This is a genomic window from Pseudoxanthomonas dokdonensis, from assembly GCF_001431405.1.
GTDB lineage: Bacteria > Pseudomonadota > Gammaproteobacteria > Xanthomonadales > Xanthomonadaceae > Pseudoxanthomonas_A > Pseudoxanthomonas_A dokdonensis.
The window spans coordinates 120,505-139,263 of sequence record NZ_LDJL01000004.1; the positions used below are offsets into that span (position 1 = coordinate 120,505).

Genomic DNA, 18,759 nt, shown 5'->3' on the forward strand with positions numbered 1-18,759 from the left:
CCATGCGGCCAGCTCAGCCGCGCTTCCAGCGCACGCCATCCCTGGTGTCTTCGAGCAGGATGCCCTCGGCGGCCAGCTGCTCGCGGATGGCATCGGAGCGGGCGAAATCACGCGCCTGCTTGGCCTGGGTCCGCTCGTCGATCAAGGCCTGGATGCGGGCATCGTCGTCCTGGCTGGTGTCGCCGGCAAACCACTGGGCCGGATCCTGTTGCAGCAGACCCAGAGCCAGACCGGCGCCAAGCAGATCGGCCTTGATGTTGGCCAGCTCGGCGCGTTCGGCGCTGCCGAGTTCGCCACTGTTGGCAATCACCCATCGTGCCTGGGCGGCCAGCGCGGCGATTTCGGCCAGCGCCTGTGGCGTGTTGAGGTCATCATCCAGCGCCGCCTCGACACTGACCGGGATCGTCGCTTCGACTTCAAACGCAGCCAGATCGCGCAAGGTGCCGTACAACCGGTCCAGGGTGCGCACCGATTGTTCAATCAAGGCGTCCGACCAGTCCAGCGGCTGCCGGTAGTGCGCCGACAGCAGCGCATAGCGCAGCGCCTCGGGCGGGTGTTTGCCAAGCAGATCGTGGACACGCTCGATGTTGCCCACCGACTTGGACATCTTGCTGCCGGCGAAATTGAGCATGCCGTTATGCAGCCAGTACCGGCTGAAGGTCTTGCCGCCGTGCGCGCACTGGCTCTGGGCGATTTCGTTCTCGTGATGCGGAAACTGCAGGTCGACGCCACCGGCATGGATATCGATGGTGTCGCCGAACAGGGCGGCAATCATCGCCGAGCATTCGATATGCCAGCCCGGACGGCCACGGCCCCACGGCGAGTCCCAGCCGGGCTGGTCGGCGTCGGAGGGCTTCCACAGCACGAAATCGCCGGCATCGCGCTTGTACGGCGCCACTTCTACCCGCGCACCGGCCAGCATTTCCTCCGGCGCCCGCCGCGACAACTTGCCGTAATCGGCAAAGGTCGCCACCGAGAACAGCACATGGCCTTCGGCGGCATAGGCATGGCCGCGTTCGATCAGCTGCTCGATCATGGCGACGATGTCCGCGATGTGCGCGGTCGCCGCCGGCTCCAGGTCCGGGGCCCGCACCCCCAGCGCGGCCATGTCGGCCCGGTAGATGGCGGCAAAGTGATCGGTGATGACGCTGATGTCCACCCCCTGGTCCCTGGCCGCGGCGTTGATCTTGTCATCGACGTCGGTGATGTTGCGGGCGTAGCGCAGCTTGCCGTAGCGGCGCCGCAGCAGTGCCGCCAGCACGTCGAAGACGACCGGCCCGCGCGCGTTGCCGACATGGGCGTAGTTGTAGACGGTGGGGCCGCAGACGTACATCGTCGGGCAGGTCGGATCGAGCGGCTCGAAGGCCTCGACCCGGCGCGTCAGGTTGTTGTGTAGGCGCAGGCTCATCAGTGTGGGGCTGGTGGAAGCCCGGCAATTCTACAGGTTTGGTCCGCTCGCCGAGCGCTGCCGAGCGCTGCCGGGCAGGTCGGCACCGCGCCGAGCCGCCGATGTGCCGTCGCGTACGTTGGTGTTCAGCCGATCGGCGGGCGCAGCGTATAGACTCCGATGAGCAATTCCATGCCAGACCGTATGTATCCCCGACCAGCCCTTTGCTTCCCACTGATACTGTTTTTCTGCAGTGCCTCCGCCGCGGCGCAGGAACGGGTGATCCAGTCCGAGAACATCCGCGTGGAATATGCCGAGGTGCTGGAGGTGCAGCCGGTCTACCAGACCCTGACCGCGACCCGCACCGAGCAGCACTGCGATGAAGTGGTGGTCAAGCCCTCGGAAAAGAAGCGCAAGGACCGGCCCAGCCGCTGGGACCGCTTCCTGGCCTCGGTCAAGGGGGTGTTCACCAGCGATGACGACGAAGAGCAGGGCGAGGTCAAGTCCGAGCCGATCGAAACCGACGAAGGATTCAAGTTGAATTGCCGCAGCGTGCCGGTCGAGCGCGAGTTCCGCCGTCCCATCGCCTATGACGTGGACTATGTCTACAAGGGCACCCGCTACCGTTCGCGGCTGGCCGAGGACCCGGGCGACCGCCTGCGCATCCGGGTATCGATCATGCCTTTCAGTGGCGACCTGGCCCCGGAGCCGCCGGCTGCGACGGCCGCCGATCCTGCGCAATAAACGGTTGCGCTGCAACGCAGCACATGCGACGATCCGGCAAATGAAGATGAATGCTCACGCACACGCAAGCAGTGCAGCCCGGATGGCCTCGGGCATGACCTCGCGTGCTCGTCGACCGGAAACCTGCTTCTAGCTGGGTCACCGGACGTATTCGCTGTTTTTACCGGAACCCAGCCTGGCGCTGGGTTTTTTCGTTTTTGGGCCGTCGTTGCAACCATGGGAAGCCTTGATGAAGCACTTTTTGAATACGCAGGACTGGAGCCGTAGCGAACTGGACGCGTTGTTGACGCAGGCCGCGTTGTACAAACAGCACAAACTCGGCGACGCCCTGAAGGGCAAGTCGATTGCGCTGGTGTTCTTCAACCCGTCGATGCGCACCCGCACCAGCTTCGAGCTGGGGGCATTCCAGCTGGGCGGCCATGCGGTGGTGCTGCAGCCCGGCAAGGACGCCTGGCCGATTGAATTCAACCTCGGCACGGTGATGGACGGCGACACCGAGGAACACATCGCCGAAGTGGCCCGGGTACTGGGCCGCTATGTCGACCTGATCGGGGTGCGTGCGTTCCCGAAATTCGTTGACTGGGCCTATGACCGCCAGGACATCGTGCTGGAAAGCTTCGCCAGATATTCGCCGGTGCCGGTCATCAACATGGAAACCATCACCCATCCCTGCCAGGAGCTGGCCCACGCGCTGGCCCTGCAGCAGCATTTCGGCACCCATGATCTACGCGGCAAGAAGTACGTGCTGACCTGGACCTACCATCCCAAGCCGTTGAACACCGCGGTTGCCAATTCCGCGCTGACCATCGCCACCCGGCTGGGCATGGACGTGACCCTGCTGTGTCCGACCGAGCAGTACATCCTGGATGAGCGCTACATGGGCTGGGCCGAACAGAATGTCGCCGAGAGCGGCGGCTCGCTGACCGTCAGCCACGACATCGACAGCGCCTATGCCGGCGCGGACGTGGTCTACGCCAAGAGCTGGGGTGCGCTGCCGTTCTTCGGCAACTGGGCCCCGGAAAAGCCGATCCGCGACCAGTACCAGCACTTCATCGTCGACGAGCGCAAGATGGCGCTGACCAACAACGGCGTCTTCAGCCACTGCCTGCCGCTGCGCCGCAACGTCAAGGCGACCGACGCAGTCATGGATTCACCGCAATGCATCGCCATCAACGAAGCCGAAAACCGCCTGCATGTGCAGAAAGCGATCATGGCTGCGTTGGTTGAATAACAAAGTTCTGCCCCTTCCTCCGCTTGCGGGGGAAGGCGGGGATGGGGGGAGCTTTACCACCAATGAAGTCACCCCGTTCTTTTTGCCCCCACCCCAACCCTCCCCCGTGAACGGGGGAGGGGGCTGAAACAGAGTTGATTGAGATATGGACGCAGGACCGGCATGACGAGCTACGGAAAAATCGTGTGCTCGGCCTTGGTCGAGCAACCAGGTTCTGCCCCTTCCTCCGCTTGCGGGGGAAGGCGGGGATGGGGGGCGCTTTCCCTGCAGTCACCCCGTTCCCTTTTGCCCCAACCCCAACCCTCCCCGTGAACGGGGGAGGGGCCTGAAAACAAAATTGATGCAATCCAGAGAAAAATAAAATGAACACTTCCAACAAAGACATCGTGCTGGCTTTTTCCGGCGGCCTGGATACCAGTTTCTGCGTGCCTTATCTGCAGGAGCAGGGCTACAACGTGCACACCGTGTTTGCCGACACCGGCGGCGTCGATGCCGAGGAGCGTGATTTCATCGAAAAGCGCGCGGCCGAGTTGGGCGCTGCCAGCCACCTGACCATCGATGGCGGTCCGGCCATCTGGGACGGCTTCGTCAAGCCGTTCGTATGGGCCGGTGAAGGCTACCAGGGCCAGTACCCGCTGATGGTGTCGGACCGTTATCTGATCGTCGATGCCACCCTCAAGCGCGCCGCCGAGCTTGGTACCCGCTCGATAGCCCACGGTTGCACCGGCATGGGCAACGATCAGGTCCGCTTCGATCTGGCCGTCAAGGCGTCCGGCGACTACCACATCGTCGCGCCGATCCGCGAAATCCAGAAAGAGCACACCCAGACCCGCGCCTACGAGCAGAAATACCTGGAAGACCGCGGCTTCGGCGTGCGCGCCAAGCAGAAGGCCTACACCATCAACGAAAACCTACTGGGGGTGACCATGTCCGGCGGCGAAATCGACCGCTGGGAAGCGCCCGGTGACGGTGCCCGAGGCTGGTGCGCGCCGCGCAGTGCGTGGCCGAGCGAACCGTTGACCGTTTCGCTGAAGTTCGTCAATGGCGAAGCCGTCGAGCTGGATGGCAAGCCGCTGGAAGGCGCCAGGATCCTGGCCAAGCTCAACACCTTGTTCGCGCAGTACGGTGTTGGCCGTGGCATCTACACCGGCGACACCACCATCGGCCTGAAGGGCCGCATCGTGTTCGAAGCCCCGGGCCTGGTGGCGCTGTTGACCGCCCATCGCGCGCTGGAAGAAGCCGTGCTCAGCAAGCAGCAGAACCGCTTCAAGCCCGAGGTCGCGCGCAAGTGGGTCGAGCTGGTCTATGAAGGCTTTTTCCACGATCCGCTGAAGACCGATCTGGAAGCGTTCCTGGCGTCGTCGCAGTCCACCGTCAATGGCGAAGTGGTGCTGGAAACCCGTGGCGGTCGCGTCGATGCAGTGGCGATCAAGTCGCCGCACTTGCTGCATGCCAAGGGGGCGACCTACGCGCAGTCGGCCGACTGGGGCGTGGAAGAGGCCGAAGGCTTCATCAAGCTGTTCGGCATGAGCAGCACGCTGTGGGCGGAAATCAACCGCTGAGCGCGGACCTGGGCACATGAGCGAACTGCGCATCAGCACTGACAAGGACGAGCTGGATCTGGCAATGATCCATCGCTACCTGAGCAGCGAAGCCTACTGGAGCCGCGGCATCCCGATGGCGACGCTGGAGCAGGCGGTGGCGGGTTCGTTCTGTTTCGGCGGCTATCTGGCCGATGCTGGACAGGTGGCCTTCGCCCGGGTGGTGACCGATCACGCCACATTCGGTTACCTGGCCGATGTGTTCGTGTTGCCGGCCTGGCGCGGGCAGGGTTACAGCAAGCAGCTGGTCGCCGCGATCATGGCCCACCCGCGCCTGCAGGGCCTGCGCCGGTTCATGCTGGCCACCGCCGATGCGCATTCGCTGTACGCACGGCATGGATTCGCCGCCCCGGCCAGGCCGCAAACGCTGATGGAAATCAGTCGTCCCGACATCTATCTGGCCAAGGCCTGAGACCGACTCAATGACTCCTCTGTTGCAAAGCACGCTGACCCATCTGCAGGCGCTGGTGTCGTTCGATACCCGCAACCCGCCACGCGCCATCACCACCGGTGGCATCTTTGACTACATCCGCCAGCAACTGCCGGATTTCAGCATCGATGTCGTCGATTACGGTGCCGGTGCGGTGTCGTTGTTCGCGGTGCGCGGTCAACCAAGGCAACTGTTCAACGTCCATCTGGACACGGTGCCGTCGTCACCGGCCTGGAGCCAGGACCCGCATACGCTGACCGTCACCGACGACCGCGCCATCGGCCTGGGCGCGTGCGACATCAAGGGCGCGGCCGCGGCCCTGATCGCGGCCGCGCAGTCCACCCAGGGACCGGCGGCGTTTCTTTTCAGCAGTGACGAAGAGGCCAATGACCCGCGCTGCATCGCCGGCTTCCTGGCCAGCGATCACGGTTTCAGCGAAGCGATTATCGCCGAGCCCACCAATGGCGAGGCGGTGCTGGCGCATCGCGGCATCAGCGCGGTGCGGATGGCCTTCACCGGCACCGCCGGTCATGCGTCGGCGGAGAACGCGTTGTCGCTGAGCGCCCTGCACAACGCCATGCGCTGGGGCACGACCACCCTGGATTACGTGCAATCGCAGCATCACCTGCGTTTCGGCGGGCTGACCGGATTGCGCTTCAACATCGGCAAGGTCGAAGGTGGCATCAAGGCCAACATGATTGCGCCCAGCGCCGAAGTGCGTTTCGGTTTCCGGCCATTGCCGTCGCAGGACATGGATGCATTGCATGCCCGGCTCCGCGAATTCGCGGTCTCCGGTGCCGGCGCCAATCCGCAGGCGCTGGCCGAGTACGAGGAGACCTTCCGCGGCCCGTCACTGCCATCCGGTGACGTGGCACGGGCCGAGGAACGGCGCCTGGCCGCGCGTGACCTGGCTGATGAACTGGGTCTGCCGATCGGCAACGCGGTGGACTTCTGGACCGAGGCCTCGCTGTTTTCCGCCGCTGGCCTGACCGCGCTGGTGTATGGCCCGGGCGACATCGCCCAGGCCCACACCGCCGACGAATTCGTCACCCTCGAACAACTCCACGGCTATGCCGAGCGCGTCCAGCGCATCCTCGGCGGCCAGCCATGAACTGCTGACCGCCGCAACGCCACCACTGCCCACCGGCAACATCCGCCACGCATCGCCGAGTATTCAATGTCCGCCCACAAACAAACCCGCCAGACCATCGTGCGCCTGCTGTCCAGCATGGCCAGCCAGAAAGAAATCAGCCAGTACCTCAAGCGCTTCTCGCAGCTCGATGCCAAGCGCTTTGCCGTGGTCAAGGTTGGTGGCGCGGTGCTGCGTGACGACTTGGATGCATTGACCTCGTCGCTGACCTTCCTGCAGGAAGTCGGGCTGACCCCGATCGTCATCCACGGCGCCGGCCCGCAGCTGGACGAGCAGATGAATGCCGCCGGCATCGAGAAGCAGACCGTCAACGGCCTGCGGGTGACCACGCCGGAAGTGCTGGCGATTGTGCGCAGGGTGTTCCTGCAACAGAACCTGGCGCTGGTCGAAGCCCTGCAGCAGGTCGGCGCGCGCGCCACCTCGATCGTCTCCGGGGTATTCGAATCGGATTATCTCGATCAATCGACCTATGGCCTGGTTGGTGAGGTCAAGCAGGTCAACCTGGCGCCGATTGAAGCCAGCCTGCATGCCGGCTCGATACCGGTCATCGCCAGCATGGGTGAAACCATCGGCGGACAGATCCTCAACATCAATGCCGACTTCGCCGCCAATGAGCTGGTGCAGATCCTGCAGCCATACAAGATCATCTTCCTCACCGGCACCGGCGGCCTGCTCGATGCCGACGACAAGGTCATCGATTCGATCAACCTGTCGACCGAGTATGACGATCTGATGGCGCAGCCGTGGATCAACGGCGGCATGCGGGTCAAGCTGGAGCAGATCCGCAACCTGCTGGAGCATCTGCCGCTGACTTCATCGGTGTCGATCACCAAGCCGGCCGAACTGGCCAAGGAACTGTTCACCCACAAGGGATCGGGCACGCTGGTACGCAAGGGCGAACGGGTGCTGCGTTTCGACAGCTGGGAAGGCGTCGATACCCAGCGCCTGCGCGAACTGATCGAGTCCAGCTTCGGCCGTCGCCTGCTACCGGATTATTTCCAGCGCACCCGGCCACATCGCATCTACGTCAGCGAGAATTACCGCACTGCACTGGTGTTGACCCGGGAAGAGGGATTCACCTACCTGGACAAGTTCGCGGTCCTCGACGATGCCCAGGGCGAAGGCCTGGGGCGTGCGGTCTGGCATGTGATGCGCGAAGAGAACCCGTCGCTGTTCTGGCGCTCGCGCAACAACAACCAGGTCAACATTTTCTACTACGCCGAATCCGATGGCTGCTACAAGCAGGAACACTGGAAGGTGTTCTGGTACGGCATCTCCGATTTCGCCGACATCGAACGCTGCGTGCAACACTGCAGGACCCGCCAGCCCACGCTCACGGATTGAACGATGAACCAGCCCTTTGTATGTCCGACAACCAACGCCCCGGCCTGGGCCAGCCCCGTGCATCTGCGCGGCCGCCATGCGCAACTGGAGCCAATGACGGCGGCCCATGCCGATGGCCTGCGCCGGGCACTGCGTGGCGACGCCCTGGCCAGGTGCTGGTACACCAACGTGCCCAGCTGCGCCCATGTCGATGCCTATATCGAGGCGGCGCTGGTGCTGCAGTCACAGGGCCAGGCGCTGCCCTTCGTAGTGCGTGATGCGAACGGCGACATCATCGGCTGCACCCGCTATTACGATCTGGATCCCGGCGTGCGCCGCATGAGCATCGGTTACACCTGGTATGTGCCACGCGCGCAACGTACCGGCGTTAATACCGAAGCCAAGCTGATGCTGCTGCAACATGCCTTCGAGCAACTGGGTTGCGTCGCGGTCGCCTTCGAAACCAGCTGGTTCAACCAGGCATCGCGTGCCGCCATTGCCAGGCTGGGTGCCAAGCAGGACGGCGTGCTGCGCAACCACCGTCGTCACGCCGACGGCAGCCTGCGCGATACCGTGGTTTTTTCCATCATCGACAACGAATGGCCGGCGGTCGCGCACAACCTGCGCTCGCGGTTGGCCCAACACGAGTCCCAGCCATGAGCAGTAAGACCATAGGCATCGTCGGCGCGCGGGGCCATACCGGCGTCGAGCTGATCAAGCTGATCGCCGCACACCCACAGTTGCAGCTGGCGTTCGTCTCTTCGCGCGAGCTGGCCGGGCAAGCGGTTGCCGAACACGTGCCCGCGTATGCCGGACAGCTGCGCTACGAGAACCTCAGCCCACAGGAAATGGCTGCCAGGCACGCCGATGCGGTCGTGCTGGCATTGCCCAATGGCAAGGCCGCCGATTGGGTCGCCGCCGTCGATCAGCAGCATCGACAGACGCTGATCGTCGATCTGTCGGCGGACTACCGCTTCAATGACGACTGGTATTACGGCCTGCCGGAGCTGACCCGTGCTGGCTATGCCGGGCAGACAAGGATCAGCAACCCGGGTTGCTACGCCACTGCCATGCAGCTGGCGATCCATCCACTGCTGAAGCATCTGGCCGGGCCGCCGCAATGCTTTGGAGTGTCCGGTTACTCCGGTGCCGGTACCACGCCGTCGGACAAGAACAACACCGAACTGCTGCGCGACAATCTGATGCCTTACGCACTGACCGACCACATGCACGAGCGCGAAGTGTCGCGGCAGCTGCATGTGCCGGTCGAGTTCATGCCGCACGTGGCGCCGCATTTCCGCGGCATCAGCCTGACCGCCAACCTGTGGCTGGACCGGGAGATGAAGCTGGACGATATCCGCGCCCTCTATCGCGCCGCCTATGCCGGCGAACCGCTGCTGCAGGTCGTCGATGACGCGCCGTGGGTAAGTCGCATTGCCGGCAGGCACGGCGCGCAGATTGGCGGCTTCAACGTCGCTCCCGGCGGCCGGCGGGTAGTGCTGGTGGCGACACTGGACAACCTGCTCAAGGGCGCCGCTACCCAGGCGATGCAGAACCTCAACCTGGCGTTTGGCTTCGACGAGCTGGCCAGCATTCCGTCAACGGAGATCCTTCCATGAGTGAGTTGTTGTGGCAAAAACCCGGCGTGGCCGTGGACGCACAGATCCAAGCGTTCCTTGCCGGTGACGACGTGATCCTGGATCGCGAGTTCTTCCTGCACGACATCGAGGCCAGCCGTGCCCACGCCGAAGGACTGCAGCACATCGGCATTCTGTCGGACCAGGAACTGGCCGACCTGCGCCGCGAGCTGGCCCGCTTGGCGGAGGATTTCCGCAGCGGGACATTCGTGCTGGACGAGCGCTTCGAAGATTGCCATTCGGCGATCGAGTCGCGGTTGACCGAACGCCTCGGCGATGCCGGCCGCAAGATCCATACCGGCCGCAGCCGCAACGATCAGATCCTGGTCGCGACCCGGCTGTGGCTGAAGCAGAAACTGGCCCGGCTGGCCCAGCTCAATCGCGAGGTGGCCGCCATCGCGCTGAAACGCGCCGCTCACGAAAGCGGATTGCCGATTCCCGGCTACACCCATATCCAGCGGGCCGTGGTGTCGTCGGCGGGCATGTGGTGGGCCGGCTGGGCCGAGGCTTTCATCGACAACGCGGTTCGCGCCAACGACACCGCGCGCCTGCTCGACAGCAATCCACTCGGCACCGCCGCCGGTTATGGCGTCAACCTGCCGCTGGATCGCGAACACACGACCCGTGCGCTGGCATTCGGGCGCATGCAGATCAGCCCGGTATACGCGCAGCTGTCGCGCGGCAAGTATGAAATGGCCGCGTTGGAAGCATTGGGCAGCGCCACCCTGGACCTGCGTCGGTTGGCGTGGGACCTGTCGTTGTTCACCAGCGCCGAATATGGATTCGTCGCGTTGCCGGCGCAGTACACCACCGGCAGTTCGATCATGCCGAACAAGCGCAATCCGGATGTCATCGAGCTGATGCGTGCCAGTCATGCCAGTGTTGCCGCGGCACGTACCGAGATCGAGCAGTTGCTGTCGTTGCCATCCGGCTACCACCGCGATCTGCAGGCCAGCAAGGGCGCCATCTTCCACGGCTTTGGACGCGGCCTGGCGGCGCTGGAACTGTTGCCGGCGTTGCTGGCCAACCTGGAATGGCGCGAGCAAAAGCTGCGCGCGGCCGTGGATTCGGGTATGTACGCCACCGACGTGGCGGTCGAACAGGCAGCAGCGGGTGTGCCGTTCCGTGATGCCTATCGCGCCGCCGCCGAGGCGGTGGAATCGGCCGGGCAGGGACGCAGCCCGGAAGGCAGCCTGGCTGCCCGCACCTCGCCAGGCGCCGCCGCGGATCTGCGCCTGGACGAACTGCAGCACCGTTTGCAGGCGCTGGCCGATTGATGTGCTGCCACTCAATGGCGCACAGATGAAGCATGCTGTGGTGCCGTCGCCTGGTCATGGCATGGCGGTTGCAAGCCGCCGCGGGCAGCTGGCGCAAAGGTATGCCATTGGCATCTACAGGATGAATCGGAGTTTTATCGCGCGACTGTTTTTTTCACCGCCTGTATCTGGCAGCCGCGCGAGTCGCTGAAAGCCGGGCGGGGTAGGGGTTTGCCGGCGATGTCGTTTGATTCCAGTGGCAACGATCTCGGCTGATTCGCGCGCATTGCTGCTGTTTTCGTGGCGCCGTGGCGTGGTGACACGGGTTTCATTGAAGTACCCTGTGGAGCGGAATCGGCATGAGCTGCTGTTCGCTTCAACCGAACAAAGCTGATGGTTGATGATCCGTGTTGCACGCTGGATGGCGTGTATGTAGCGGGTGACGCAACACCGATACGCTCGCGAACAAGTAGTCGTTGCCGGTTCCCTCTCCCACGATTTTGAACGGAGCATGCGTTGAGCCCCACCCCCATGAGCACTCTCTCCACACTGCAGTTCATCGAGCAGGCGCAGCCGAACTGGCATCGCGCGGTCCTCAAGGTTGGCAGCAGCCTGCTGGCCAACAGCGAAGATGGCCTCAGCCCGCGCCATGCGCTGGGGCTGGCGCAGTTTGTCTCCGCCAGCCTGGCCGCTGGCAAGGAAGTGGTCATCGTTTCGTCCGGCGCGGTCGCGGTTGGGCGCGCCATCCTGCATCGCAAGGCCGAAGCCGGCGTTGCGCTGGCCGAACGCCAGGCACTGGCGGCGCTGGGACAGGCCGAGTTGATCGGACTGTGGCAGCGCTTTTTCGAACGACCGGTGGCGCAGGTGTTGCTGACCCATGACGACCTGCGCAACCGTCGCCGTTACCTCAACGCCCGCTCGATTCTGCAGGAACTGCTGCGCCTGGGCACGCTGCCGATCATCAACGAGAACGACACGGTGTCGGTCGATGAGTTGAAGCTCGGTGACAACGACAATCTGGCAGCAGTGGTGGCGGCGCTGATTGATGCCGATGCACTGTTCATCGCCACCGACATCGACGGTTTCTACACCGCCAATCCGCGCACCGACAAGGACGCGCGTCCAATCGATGCGGTCGAGTCGCTGACCCCGGAAATGTTCGCCATGGCCGGTGGTGCCGGCACTGCCGGCGGTACCGGTGGCATGCGGACCAAGCTGGAAGCGGCCGACAAGGCGACCGCCGCCGGCATCGAAACCTGCCTGTTCAACGGCACCAGTCCCGATGCATTGCGTCTGCTGCTGCTGGGCAAGTTCCGTGGCACTCGTTTCCGGCCAGCGCAGAACCGTCTGGCCGCGCGCAAGTACTGGTTGCGCAACGTGCCGGTGGAATCGGGCGGGATCATCGTCGACGCCGGCGCCGCGCGGGCGTTGATGGACAAGGGCGCGTCATTGCTGCCAGGTGGCGTCAGCACCGCCAAGGGCGATTTCCGTCGCGGCGACATGGTCGAAGTGGTGCTCAGCGATGACAGCGGCCAGCGCTGCATCGCCCGTGGCGTCAGCCAGTACTCGGCGATGGAAATCCGCCGCATCGCGCGTTGCCATTCGCGCGAAATAGACTCAATCCTTGGTTACAACTACGGCGAGAACATCGTCCACCGCGACGATCTGGTGCTGCTGTAACCGCCCAAGGCGCCGCATTGCCTGACAGCGCGGCGCCCAAGAACGGAAGGTGAAATGACCGATATCAAACAACAAGCCCTGGCCTGCCGCGACGCGGCCCACGCCATTGCCCAGCTTTCCACCGATGCCAAGAATGATCTGCTGCGTTCGATGGCAGCAGCATTGGAAGCCGACGCCGACGCCATCCTGCGGGCCAACCAGCAGGACCTGCAGGCCGCGAAGGCCAAGGGCACCGCCGGTGCCATGCTCGACCGGTTGACGCTGGACCCGCAGCGACTGGCCGGCATCGCCAACGCGTTGCGCGAAGTGGCCGAGCTGCCGGACCCGGTCGGCCTGGTGACCCGCAGGGAAGTGCGCCCGAATGGCATCGCCATCGAGCGCGTGCGCATCCCGCTGGGTGTGGTGGCGATGATCTACGAAGCCCGCCCCAACGTTACCGCCGACGCCGCGGCGTTGTGCCTGAAAGCCGGCAACGGCGTCATCCTGCGCGGGGGTTCCGAGGCGATCCATTCCAACACCGCGATTGCCGCCGCGCTGAAACGGGCAATCAGCGATGCCGGCCTGCCGGCCGCGGCGATGACCCTGGTCGAGGATCTGCGACGCGAAACCATGGTCGAGCTGCTGCAGCTCACCGACATCGTCGACCTGGCGATACCGCGCGGCGGCGAGGGCCTGATCCGCTTCGTCTCCGAACATGCACGGGTGCCGGTCATCAAGCACTACAAAGGCGTCTGCCACCTGTATGTCGACAAGCAGGCCGACCTGGCACTGGCGCAGCGCCTGCTGCTGGACGGCAAGGCCTCGCGACCGGGCGTGTGCAACGCGCTGGAAACCCTGCTGGTGCATCGCGATGTCGCCGCGCGGTTCCTGCCAGCTGCAATCGAGGCCTTGCGGGCGCGCAAGGTCGAAGTCCGTGGCGACCAGGCAACCCGCGCGCTGGTGCCCGGCGTAGCCGCTGCCAGCGAAGACGACTACGCCGCCGAGTTCCTCGACCTGATCCTGGCCGTGCGGGTAGTCGATGATATCGACCAGGCCATCGAACACATCCGCCGCCATGGCTCGGACCATACCGAAGTCATCGCCAGCGAAGACGCGGCCAGCGCCGAGCGCTTCATCAAGGCAATCCGTTCGGCGGTGGTCATGGTCAACGCGTCATCGCGTTTTTCCGACGGTGGCGAGCTCGGCCTGGGCGCCGAGATCGGCATCTCGACCACCCGCCTGCATTCGTATGGCCCGATGGGTGCCGAATCGCTGACGGTCGAACGCTTCGTGGTCCGTGGCGAAGGGCAGGTGCGGCACGAGGACCTGCTGGGCTAGACCGGCAGGGCCGCTGGCGGGCGCGAATTGATCCAGCGCGCCTGCCAGCTGCTGGCCGCCGCGGCGTCGGGCCAGCAGAGGCACAACTAGCATGCAGCGGACACAAAAAAACCGGCTTGCGCCGGTCTTTTTGTAACTTCTTGATTTTACTGGTCGGGGAGACAGGATTCGAACCTACGACCTCTACGTCCCGAACGTAGCGCTCTACCAGACTGAGCTACACCCCGATGAGCCGCCTATTGTATGCAGTCCCGCGAAGGTCGGCAAGCGTTTGTTGCAACATCTGTGTAAGCGGGTCATTCGCGCCTAAAATGGGCGACTACTGTCAGTCGGAGTTATCGCTTGATCAAGCCGCGCACGCCGCCCGGGGTCATGGAGTTGCTGCCCCGCGAGCAAATCGCGTTCCAGCGGATGCTGGACACCATCCGCCGCAACTACGAACGCTTCGGCTTCCTGCCGGTGGAGACGCCGGTGTTCGAGCTGTCGGAAACGCTGTTGACCAAGTCCGGGGGCGAGACCGAACGCCAGGTGTACTTCGTCCAGTCCACCGGTGCGCTGGCCAACGCCGCCGAGGCCGGGGCGACGGCGGGGTTGCCGGAGCTGGCGCTGCGCTTCGACCTGACCGTGCCGCTGGCGCGCTACGTCGCCGAGCACGAACACGACCTGACATTCCCGTTCCGCCGCTACCAGATCCAGCGCGTCTACCGCGGCGAGCGCGCCCAGCGCGGCCGCTTCCGCGAGTTCTACCAGTGCGACATCGACGTCATCGGCAAGGACGCGCTGAGCATCCGTTTCGATGCCGAGGTGCTGGCGGTCATCCATGCGGTCTTCAGTGACCTGGGCATCGGTGCGTTCACCGTGCAGTTGAACAACCGCAAGCTGATGCGTGGCTTCTTCGAAGGCCTGGGCGTGGCCGACGGCGACCAGCAGATGGCGGTGCTGCGCGAGGTCGACAAGCTGGACAAGCGCGGCGCCGATTACGTGCGCGAGACGCTGACTGGCGCCGGTTTCGGTCTCGACGCCGACACCGTGCAGAAGATCCTCGACTTCGTCGCGGTGCGTTCCAGCGGGCACGCCGACGCGCTGGCCAGGCTGGACGCGCTGGGCAGCGGCAGCGAGGTCTTCAACCAGGGCATCGCCGAACTGCGCGAGGTGCTGGCGCTGGTGCAGGCGCTGGGGGTACCGGAAACCGACTACAGCCTCAACCTGTCGATTGCCCGTGGCTTGGACTATTACACCGGCACCGTCTACGAAACCCAGCTGGATGACTATCCACAGATCGGTTCGATCTGTTCCGGTGGCCGTTACGAAAACCTGGCCAGCCAGTACAGCAAGTCGAAGCTGCCCGGCGTCGGCATCTCGATTGGCCTCAGCCGCCTGTTCTGGCAGTTGCGCGATGCTGGCCTGATCAGCGGCAGCGAAAGCAGCAGCGTGCAGGCGCTGGTGGCATTGATGGACGATGCCGGGCTGGCGGATTCGCTGGACATCGGCCGGCGCCTGCGCGCGGCGGGCATCAATACCGAAGTGCAGATGGAAAGCCGCAAGCTGGCCAAGCAGTTCCAGTACGCCTCGCGTGCCGGCATCCGCTTCGTGGTACTGGCCGGCGAGGACGAAAATGCCCGCGGCGTGGTCACCGTCAAGGACCTGTTCCGTGAGCAGCAGTTCGAAGTGCCACGCGACGATTTGGCCTCCAGCCTCAATGTCGAACTCGAGCAGGCACGGGTGCTGGCCGGCCGCTGACGCCGCCACTTTGTCTCCAGCACCAGCCAGACCCATCGCATGCCGCAGGCATGTGATCGGATGTACTCACCAGGAAGCAGGGCGCCGCCGCGTTGCTGCCGCAAGCAAAGGATTACCAAGATGAAACCGATTCAACTGGATGGACGTTCGCTGACCCGCGACAAGCTGGTCGAAATCGCCTATGGCGCGTCCATCGAACTGGACGCCAATGCGCTGAAGGCAGTGGCCCGCGCCGCCGACTTCCTGGCCGAACAGGTGCGTCGCGAGGAGCCGATTTATGGCGTTTCCACCGGCTTTGGCAGCAATGCCGACAAGCTGCTGGGCGCGCGCCCGCTGCGCGACGACCTGCCGGGTGCGACCCGCTCCAATCACTCGCTGCATGAAGAACTGCAGTACAACCTGATCGTCACCCATGCGGTCTGCGTCGGCGAGCCGATGGCACCGGAAGTGGTACGGGCGATGCTCGGCATCCGCATCAACACCCTGCTCAAGGGCCATTCCGGAATCCGCGTGCAGACCCTGCAGGCGCTGGCCGACATGCTCAACAGCGGCATCGTACCGGTGGTGCCGGAACTGGGTTCGGTCGGTGCCTCCGGCGATCTGGCGCCACTGTCGCACCTGGCCATCGTATTGCTGGGCAAGGGCGAAGCTTTCTACCAAGGCGAGCGGATGAGCGGTGCACAGGCGCTGCAACGTGCTGGCCTGCAACCGGTAACGCTGTCCTACAAGGAAGGCCTGGCGCTGAACAACGGCACCGCGCAGATGCTGGCGATGGGGGTGCTGGCGATCTACCGGATGGAAAAACTGCTGGACACCGCCGACCTTGCCGCGGCGATGACGATCGATGCATTTGCCGGTCGCCTGGGTGCCTTCGCCGAACAGGTGCATGCGTTGCGCCCACATCCGGGCCAGGTCCAGGTGGCGGCACAGCTGCGTGATCTGCTGTCCGGCTCGACCCTGGCCGACATCGCCTATCACCTGGTACCGCGCTTCCGGCCGTGGCTGCCGAGCAGCTGGCAGACCGCCGAAGCCCAGCAGCTGCGCTTCGACATCGGCTGGGACTGGGTACCCAGCGATCAGCGCCACGGCCGTGAGAAGTTCTACCAGCGTTTCCGTCCGTTCCGTGGCGGCAAGAAGCACCAGCCGCAGGACAGCTACTCGCTGCGTTGCATCCCGCAGGTACACGGCGCCGTGCGTGATGCGCTGGAACAGGCCAAGCGGGTGATGGAAGTCGAGTTGAATGCGGTCACCGACAACCCGCTGATCTTTCCCGACGACACCGACGCCAATCATGTTGAAGAGCAGGTGATTTCGGCCGGCCATTTCCACGGTATGCCGTTGGCGCTGGCGATGAGCTACCTGAAGGCTGCGCTGCCGACCCTGGCCTCGATTTCCGAACGTCGCCTCAACAAGCTGGTCGACCCGGCGACCAATGACGGCTTGCCGGCGTTTCTGATTGGCAACGAGGACGGTACCGAATCCGGTCATATGATCGTGCAGTACACCGCTGCGGCGATCGTCAATGATCTGGCCAGCCGCGCCCACCCGACCTCGGTGTACTCGGTGCCGACCAGTGCCAACGCCGAGGATCATGTATCGATGGGGGCCAACGAAGCACGCCATGTGCTGGCCATGCTCAGCGACGTGTCCAAGGTCATCGCGCTGGAGATCTATACCGCCGCGCAGGCCCTGGATCTGCGCCGCGACATGATCAACGCCGCCCGTCAGCTGGCCCGTGAGGCGGATGCCGAAACCCTGGCCGGCAAGATCGCCGGTGGGCCAATGCCGGGCGCACCCGGCCGCGAAGCGTTCATCGCCGAAGTCGAAGCATTGCGCGCCGAGCTGGCCGCCAGCGAAGAGTTCCATCCCGGTACCGCCGTAGCCGCGGCCCATCGCGTCGTGCGTGAACGGATTCCGTTCCTCGAACGCGACCGCGCCCTCGATGGCGAAGTCGCCACCGCAATCCAGCTGATTGCCTCCGGCGATCTGCTGCGCGCCGTCCACCTGCGCTGAGGTAGAGCGGAGCTCGCTCCGCTGCACCCTCCGAAGCTCGGTGTCCCGGCAATCGCAGCCGAGCAAGCTCGGCTCTACGGTCCAGTCGTGCATGCACCCTGCGTAGAGCGGAGCTCGCTCCGCTGCCTCCCTCCGAAGCCCGATATCCCGGTAAAAGCAGCCGAGCAAGCTCGGCTCTACGGTCCAGTCGTGCATGCACCCCGTGTAGAGCCGAGCTTGCTCCGCTGCCTCCCTCCGAAGCCCGATATCCCGGTAAAAGCAGCCGAGCAAGCTCGGCTCTACGGTCCAGTCGTGTATGCGCCCTGCGTAGAGCGGAGCTCGCTCCGCTGCACCCTCCGAGGCTCGATATCCCGGTAAAAGCAGCCGAGCAAGCTCGGCTCTACGGTCCGGTCGTGTATGCAGCCCGTGTAGAGCGGAGCTTGCTCCGCTGCACCGCTACGAGCCTTAATCTCCCGGTAAAAGCAGCCGAGCAAGCTCGGCTCTGCGGTCCGGTCGTGCATGCACCCCGTGTAGAGCGGAGCTTGCTCCGCTGCCTCCCTCCGAAGCCCGATATCCCGGTAAAAGCAGCCGAGCAAGCTCGGCTCTACGGTCCAGTCGTGTATGCGCCCTGCGTAGAGCGGAGCTCGCTCCGCTGCACCCTCCGAGGCTCGATATCCCGTTAAAAACAGCCGAGCAAGCCCGGCTCTACGGTCCAGTCGTGCATGCAGCCCGTGTAGAGCGGAGCTTGCTCCGCTGCATCCCTCCGAAGCTCGATATCCCGGTAAAAGCCGCCGAGCAAGCCCGGCTCTACGCCTACGCAATCAGTATCGCCAGCGGTAGCGGACGGAAAAATGAACAGTTCGGCCCAGAACCGCAGCCATGGTTGCCAGCGTTGCACCGTTGCGCTAATGTACTAACGCGTTAATACATAAGCATAGCCATGAAACGTCGTTCCATCGTCGAAAAAGCATCGGAATTCCCCGCCCTTGATGCACTTGCCGCGGCCCTGGCAGCGCTGCCCAGGGCCGACGATGTGCGCGCATTCCTCGAGGATCTGTGCACGCCGGCCGAGCTGGAGGCGATGTCGGACCGCTGGCGGGTAGTACCGTTGCTGCTGAAGGGCGTGCCGTATCGCGAAATCCATGAACTTACCCAGGTCAGCGTGACCACCATCGGCCGCGTCGCCCGCACCCTGGAACGCGGTGCCGGCGGTTACGCCATTGCCGCGCGCAAGGCCAGCCGCGCCTCCGCCTCCAACCGGGCTTCCTGAC

General features: G+C 64.4%; 15 protein-coding genes and 1 tRNA gene. 14 read left to right on the forward strand and 2 right to left on the reverse strand.

Annotated features, from left to right (window positions below; translation table 11 throughout):
- Nucleotides 1-13: 13 nt before the first annotated feature.
- Nucleotides 14-1,408, reverse strand: a complete 1,395-nt coding sequence (cysS, locus tag ABB29_RS03610) for a cysteine--tRNA ligase (RefSeq protein ID WP_057657250.1) — start codon at nt 1,406-1,408, stop codon at nt 14-16.
- A gap of 258 nt (nt 1,409-1,666) precedes the next feature.
- On the opposite strand from cysS, the gene ABB29_RS03615 reads away from it, so the two are divergent.
- The 11 genes from ABB29_RS03615 to ABB29_RS03665 all read left to right on the forward strand — a co-directional run bounded on the left by ABB29_RS03615 (nt 1,667) and on the right by ABB29_RS03665 (nt 13,756).
- Nucleotides 1,667-2,131 carry a hypothetical protein gene (locus ABB29_RS03615; RefSeq protein ID WP_342667045.1) on the forward strand — a complete coding sequence of 155 codons (465 nt, stop codon included), beginning with the start codon at nt 1,667-1,669 and terminating at the stop codon, nt 2,129-2,131.
- Nucleotides 2,132-2,360: 229 nt separating this feature from the next.
- Nucleotides 2,361-3,362, forward strand: coding sequence for an N-acetylornithine carbamoyltransferase (locus ABB29_RS03620; RefSeq protein WP_057657252.1), 1,002 nt, complete (start codon nt 2,361-2,363; stop codon nt 3,360-3,362).
- Between the two features lie 362 nt (nt 3,363-3,724).
- Nucleotides 3,725-4,924: an argininosuccinate synthase gene (locus ABB29_RS03625; protein ID WP_057657253.1), complete on the forward strand. Its 1,200-nt coding sequence runs from the start codon at nt 3,725-3,727 to the stop codon at nt 4,922-4,924.
- A gap of 16 nt (nt 4,925-4,940) precedes the next feature.
- Entirely contained in the window at nt 4,941-5,375 is a 435-nt protein-coding gene (locus tag ABB29_RS03630; RefSeq protein ID WP_057657254.1) for a GNAT family N-acetyltransferase, read from the forward strand.
- 10 nt (nt 5,376-5,385) lie between these two features.
- Nucleotides 5,386-6,504: an acetylornithine deacetylase gene (locus ABB29_RS03635; protein ID WP_057657255.1), complete on the forward strand. Its 1,119-nt coding sequence runs from the start codon at nt 5,386-5,388 to the stop codon at nt 6,502-6,504.
- Between the two features lie 66 nt (nt 6,505-6,570).
- Nucleotides 6,571-7,887 (forward strand): acetylglutamate kinase, encoded by a 1,317-nt coding sequence (locus tag ABB29_RS03640; protein WP_057657256.1) that lies wholly within the window; start codon nt 6,571-6,573, stop codon nt 7,885-7,887.
- Between the two features lie 3 nt (nt 7,888-7,890).
- Entirely contained in the window at nt 7,891-8,526 is a 636-nt protein-coding gene (locus ABB29_RS03645) for a GNAT family N-acetyltransferase (protein WP_057657257.1), read from the forward strand.
- Nucleotides 8,523-9,485: an N-acetyl-gamma-glutamyl-phosphate reductase gene (gene argC / locus ABB29_RS03650; RefSeq protein ID WP_057657258.1), complete on the forward strand. Its 963-nt coding sequence runs from the start codon at nt 8,523-8,525 to the stop codon at nt 9,483-9,485. The genes ABB29_RS03645 and argC overlap by 4 nt, the downstream gene beginning before the upstream one ends.
- Nucleotides 9,482-10,780 (forward strand): argininosuccinate lyase, encoded by a 1,299-nt coding sequence (gene argH / locus ABB29_RS03655; protein ID WP_057657259.1) that lies wholly within the window; start codon nt 9,482-9,484, stop codon nt 10,778-10,780. The genes argC and argH overlap by 4 nt, the downstream gene beginning before the upstream one ends.
- A gap of 510 nt (nt 10,781-11,290) precedes the next feature.
- Nucleotides 11,291-12,439, forward strand: coding sequence for a glutamate 5-kinase (proB, locus tag ABB29_RS03660; protein WP_057657260.1), 1,149 nt, complete (start codon nt 11,291-11,293; stop codon nt 12,437-12,439).
- Between the two features lie 54 nt (nt 12,440-12,493).
- Nucleotides 12,494-13,756, forward strand: coding sequence for a glutamate-5-semialdehyde dehydrogenase (locus ABB29_RS03665; protein WP_057657261.1), 1,263 nt, complete (start codon nt 12,494-12,496; stop codon nt 13,754-13,756).
- Nucleotides 13,757-13,906: 150 nt separating this feature from the next.
- Here the strand turns inward: ABB29_RS03665 and ABB29_RS03670 are convergent.
- Nucleotides 13,907-13,983, reverse strand: a tRNA-Pro gene (locus ABB29_RS03670).
- 115 nt (nt 13,984-14,098) lie between these two features.
- Between ABB29_RS03670 and hisS the strand changes: the two genes are divergently transcribed.
- From hisS to ABB29_RS03690, 3 genes are all read left to right on the forward strand, one after another.
- The gene (gene hisS / locus ABB29_RS03675; RefSeq protein ID WP_057657262.1) at nt 14,099-15,496 is read left to right on the forward strand and encodes a histidine--tRNA ligase; all 1,398 of its coding nucleotides are present in this window, start codon (nt 14,099-14,101) and stop codon (nt 15,494-15,496) included.
- Between the two features lie 120 nt (nt 15,497-15,616).
- The gene (locus tag ABB29_RS03680; protein ID WP_057657263.1) at nt 15,617-17,509 is read left to right on the forward strand and encodes an HAL/PAL/TAL family ammonia-lyase; all 1,893 of its coding nucleotides are present in this window, start codon (nt 15,617-15,619) and stop codon (nt 17,507-17,509) included.
- A gap of 919 nt (nt 17,510-18,428) precedes the next feature.
- Entirely contained in the window at nt 18,429-18,758 is a 330-nt protein-coding gene (locus tag ABB29_RS03690; RefSeq protein WP_057657265.1) for a YerC/YecD family TrpR-related protein, read from the forward strand.
- Nucleotide 18,759 lies beyond the last annotated feature (1 nt).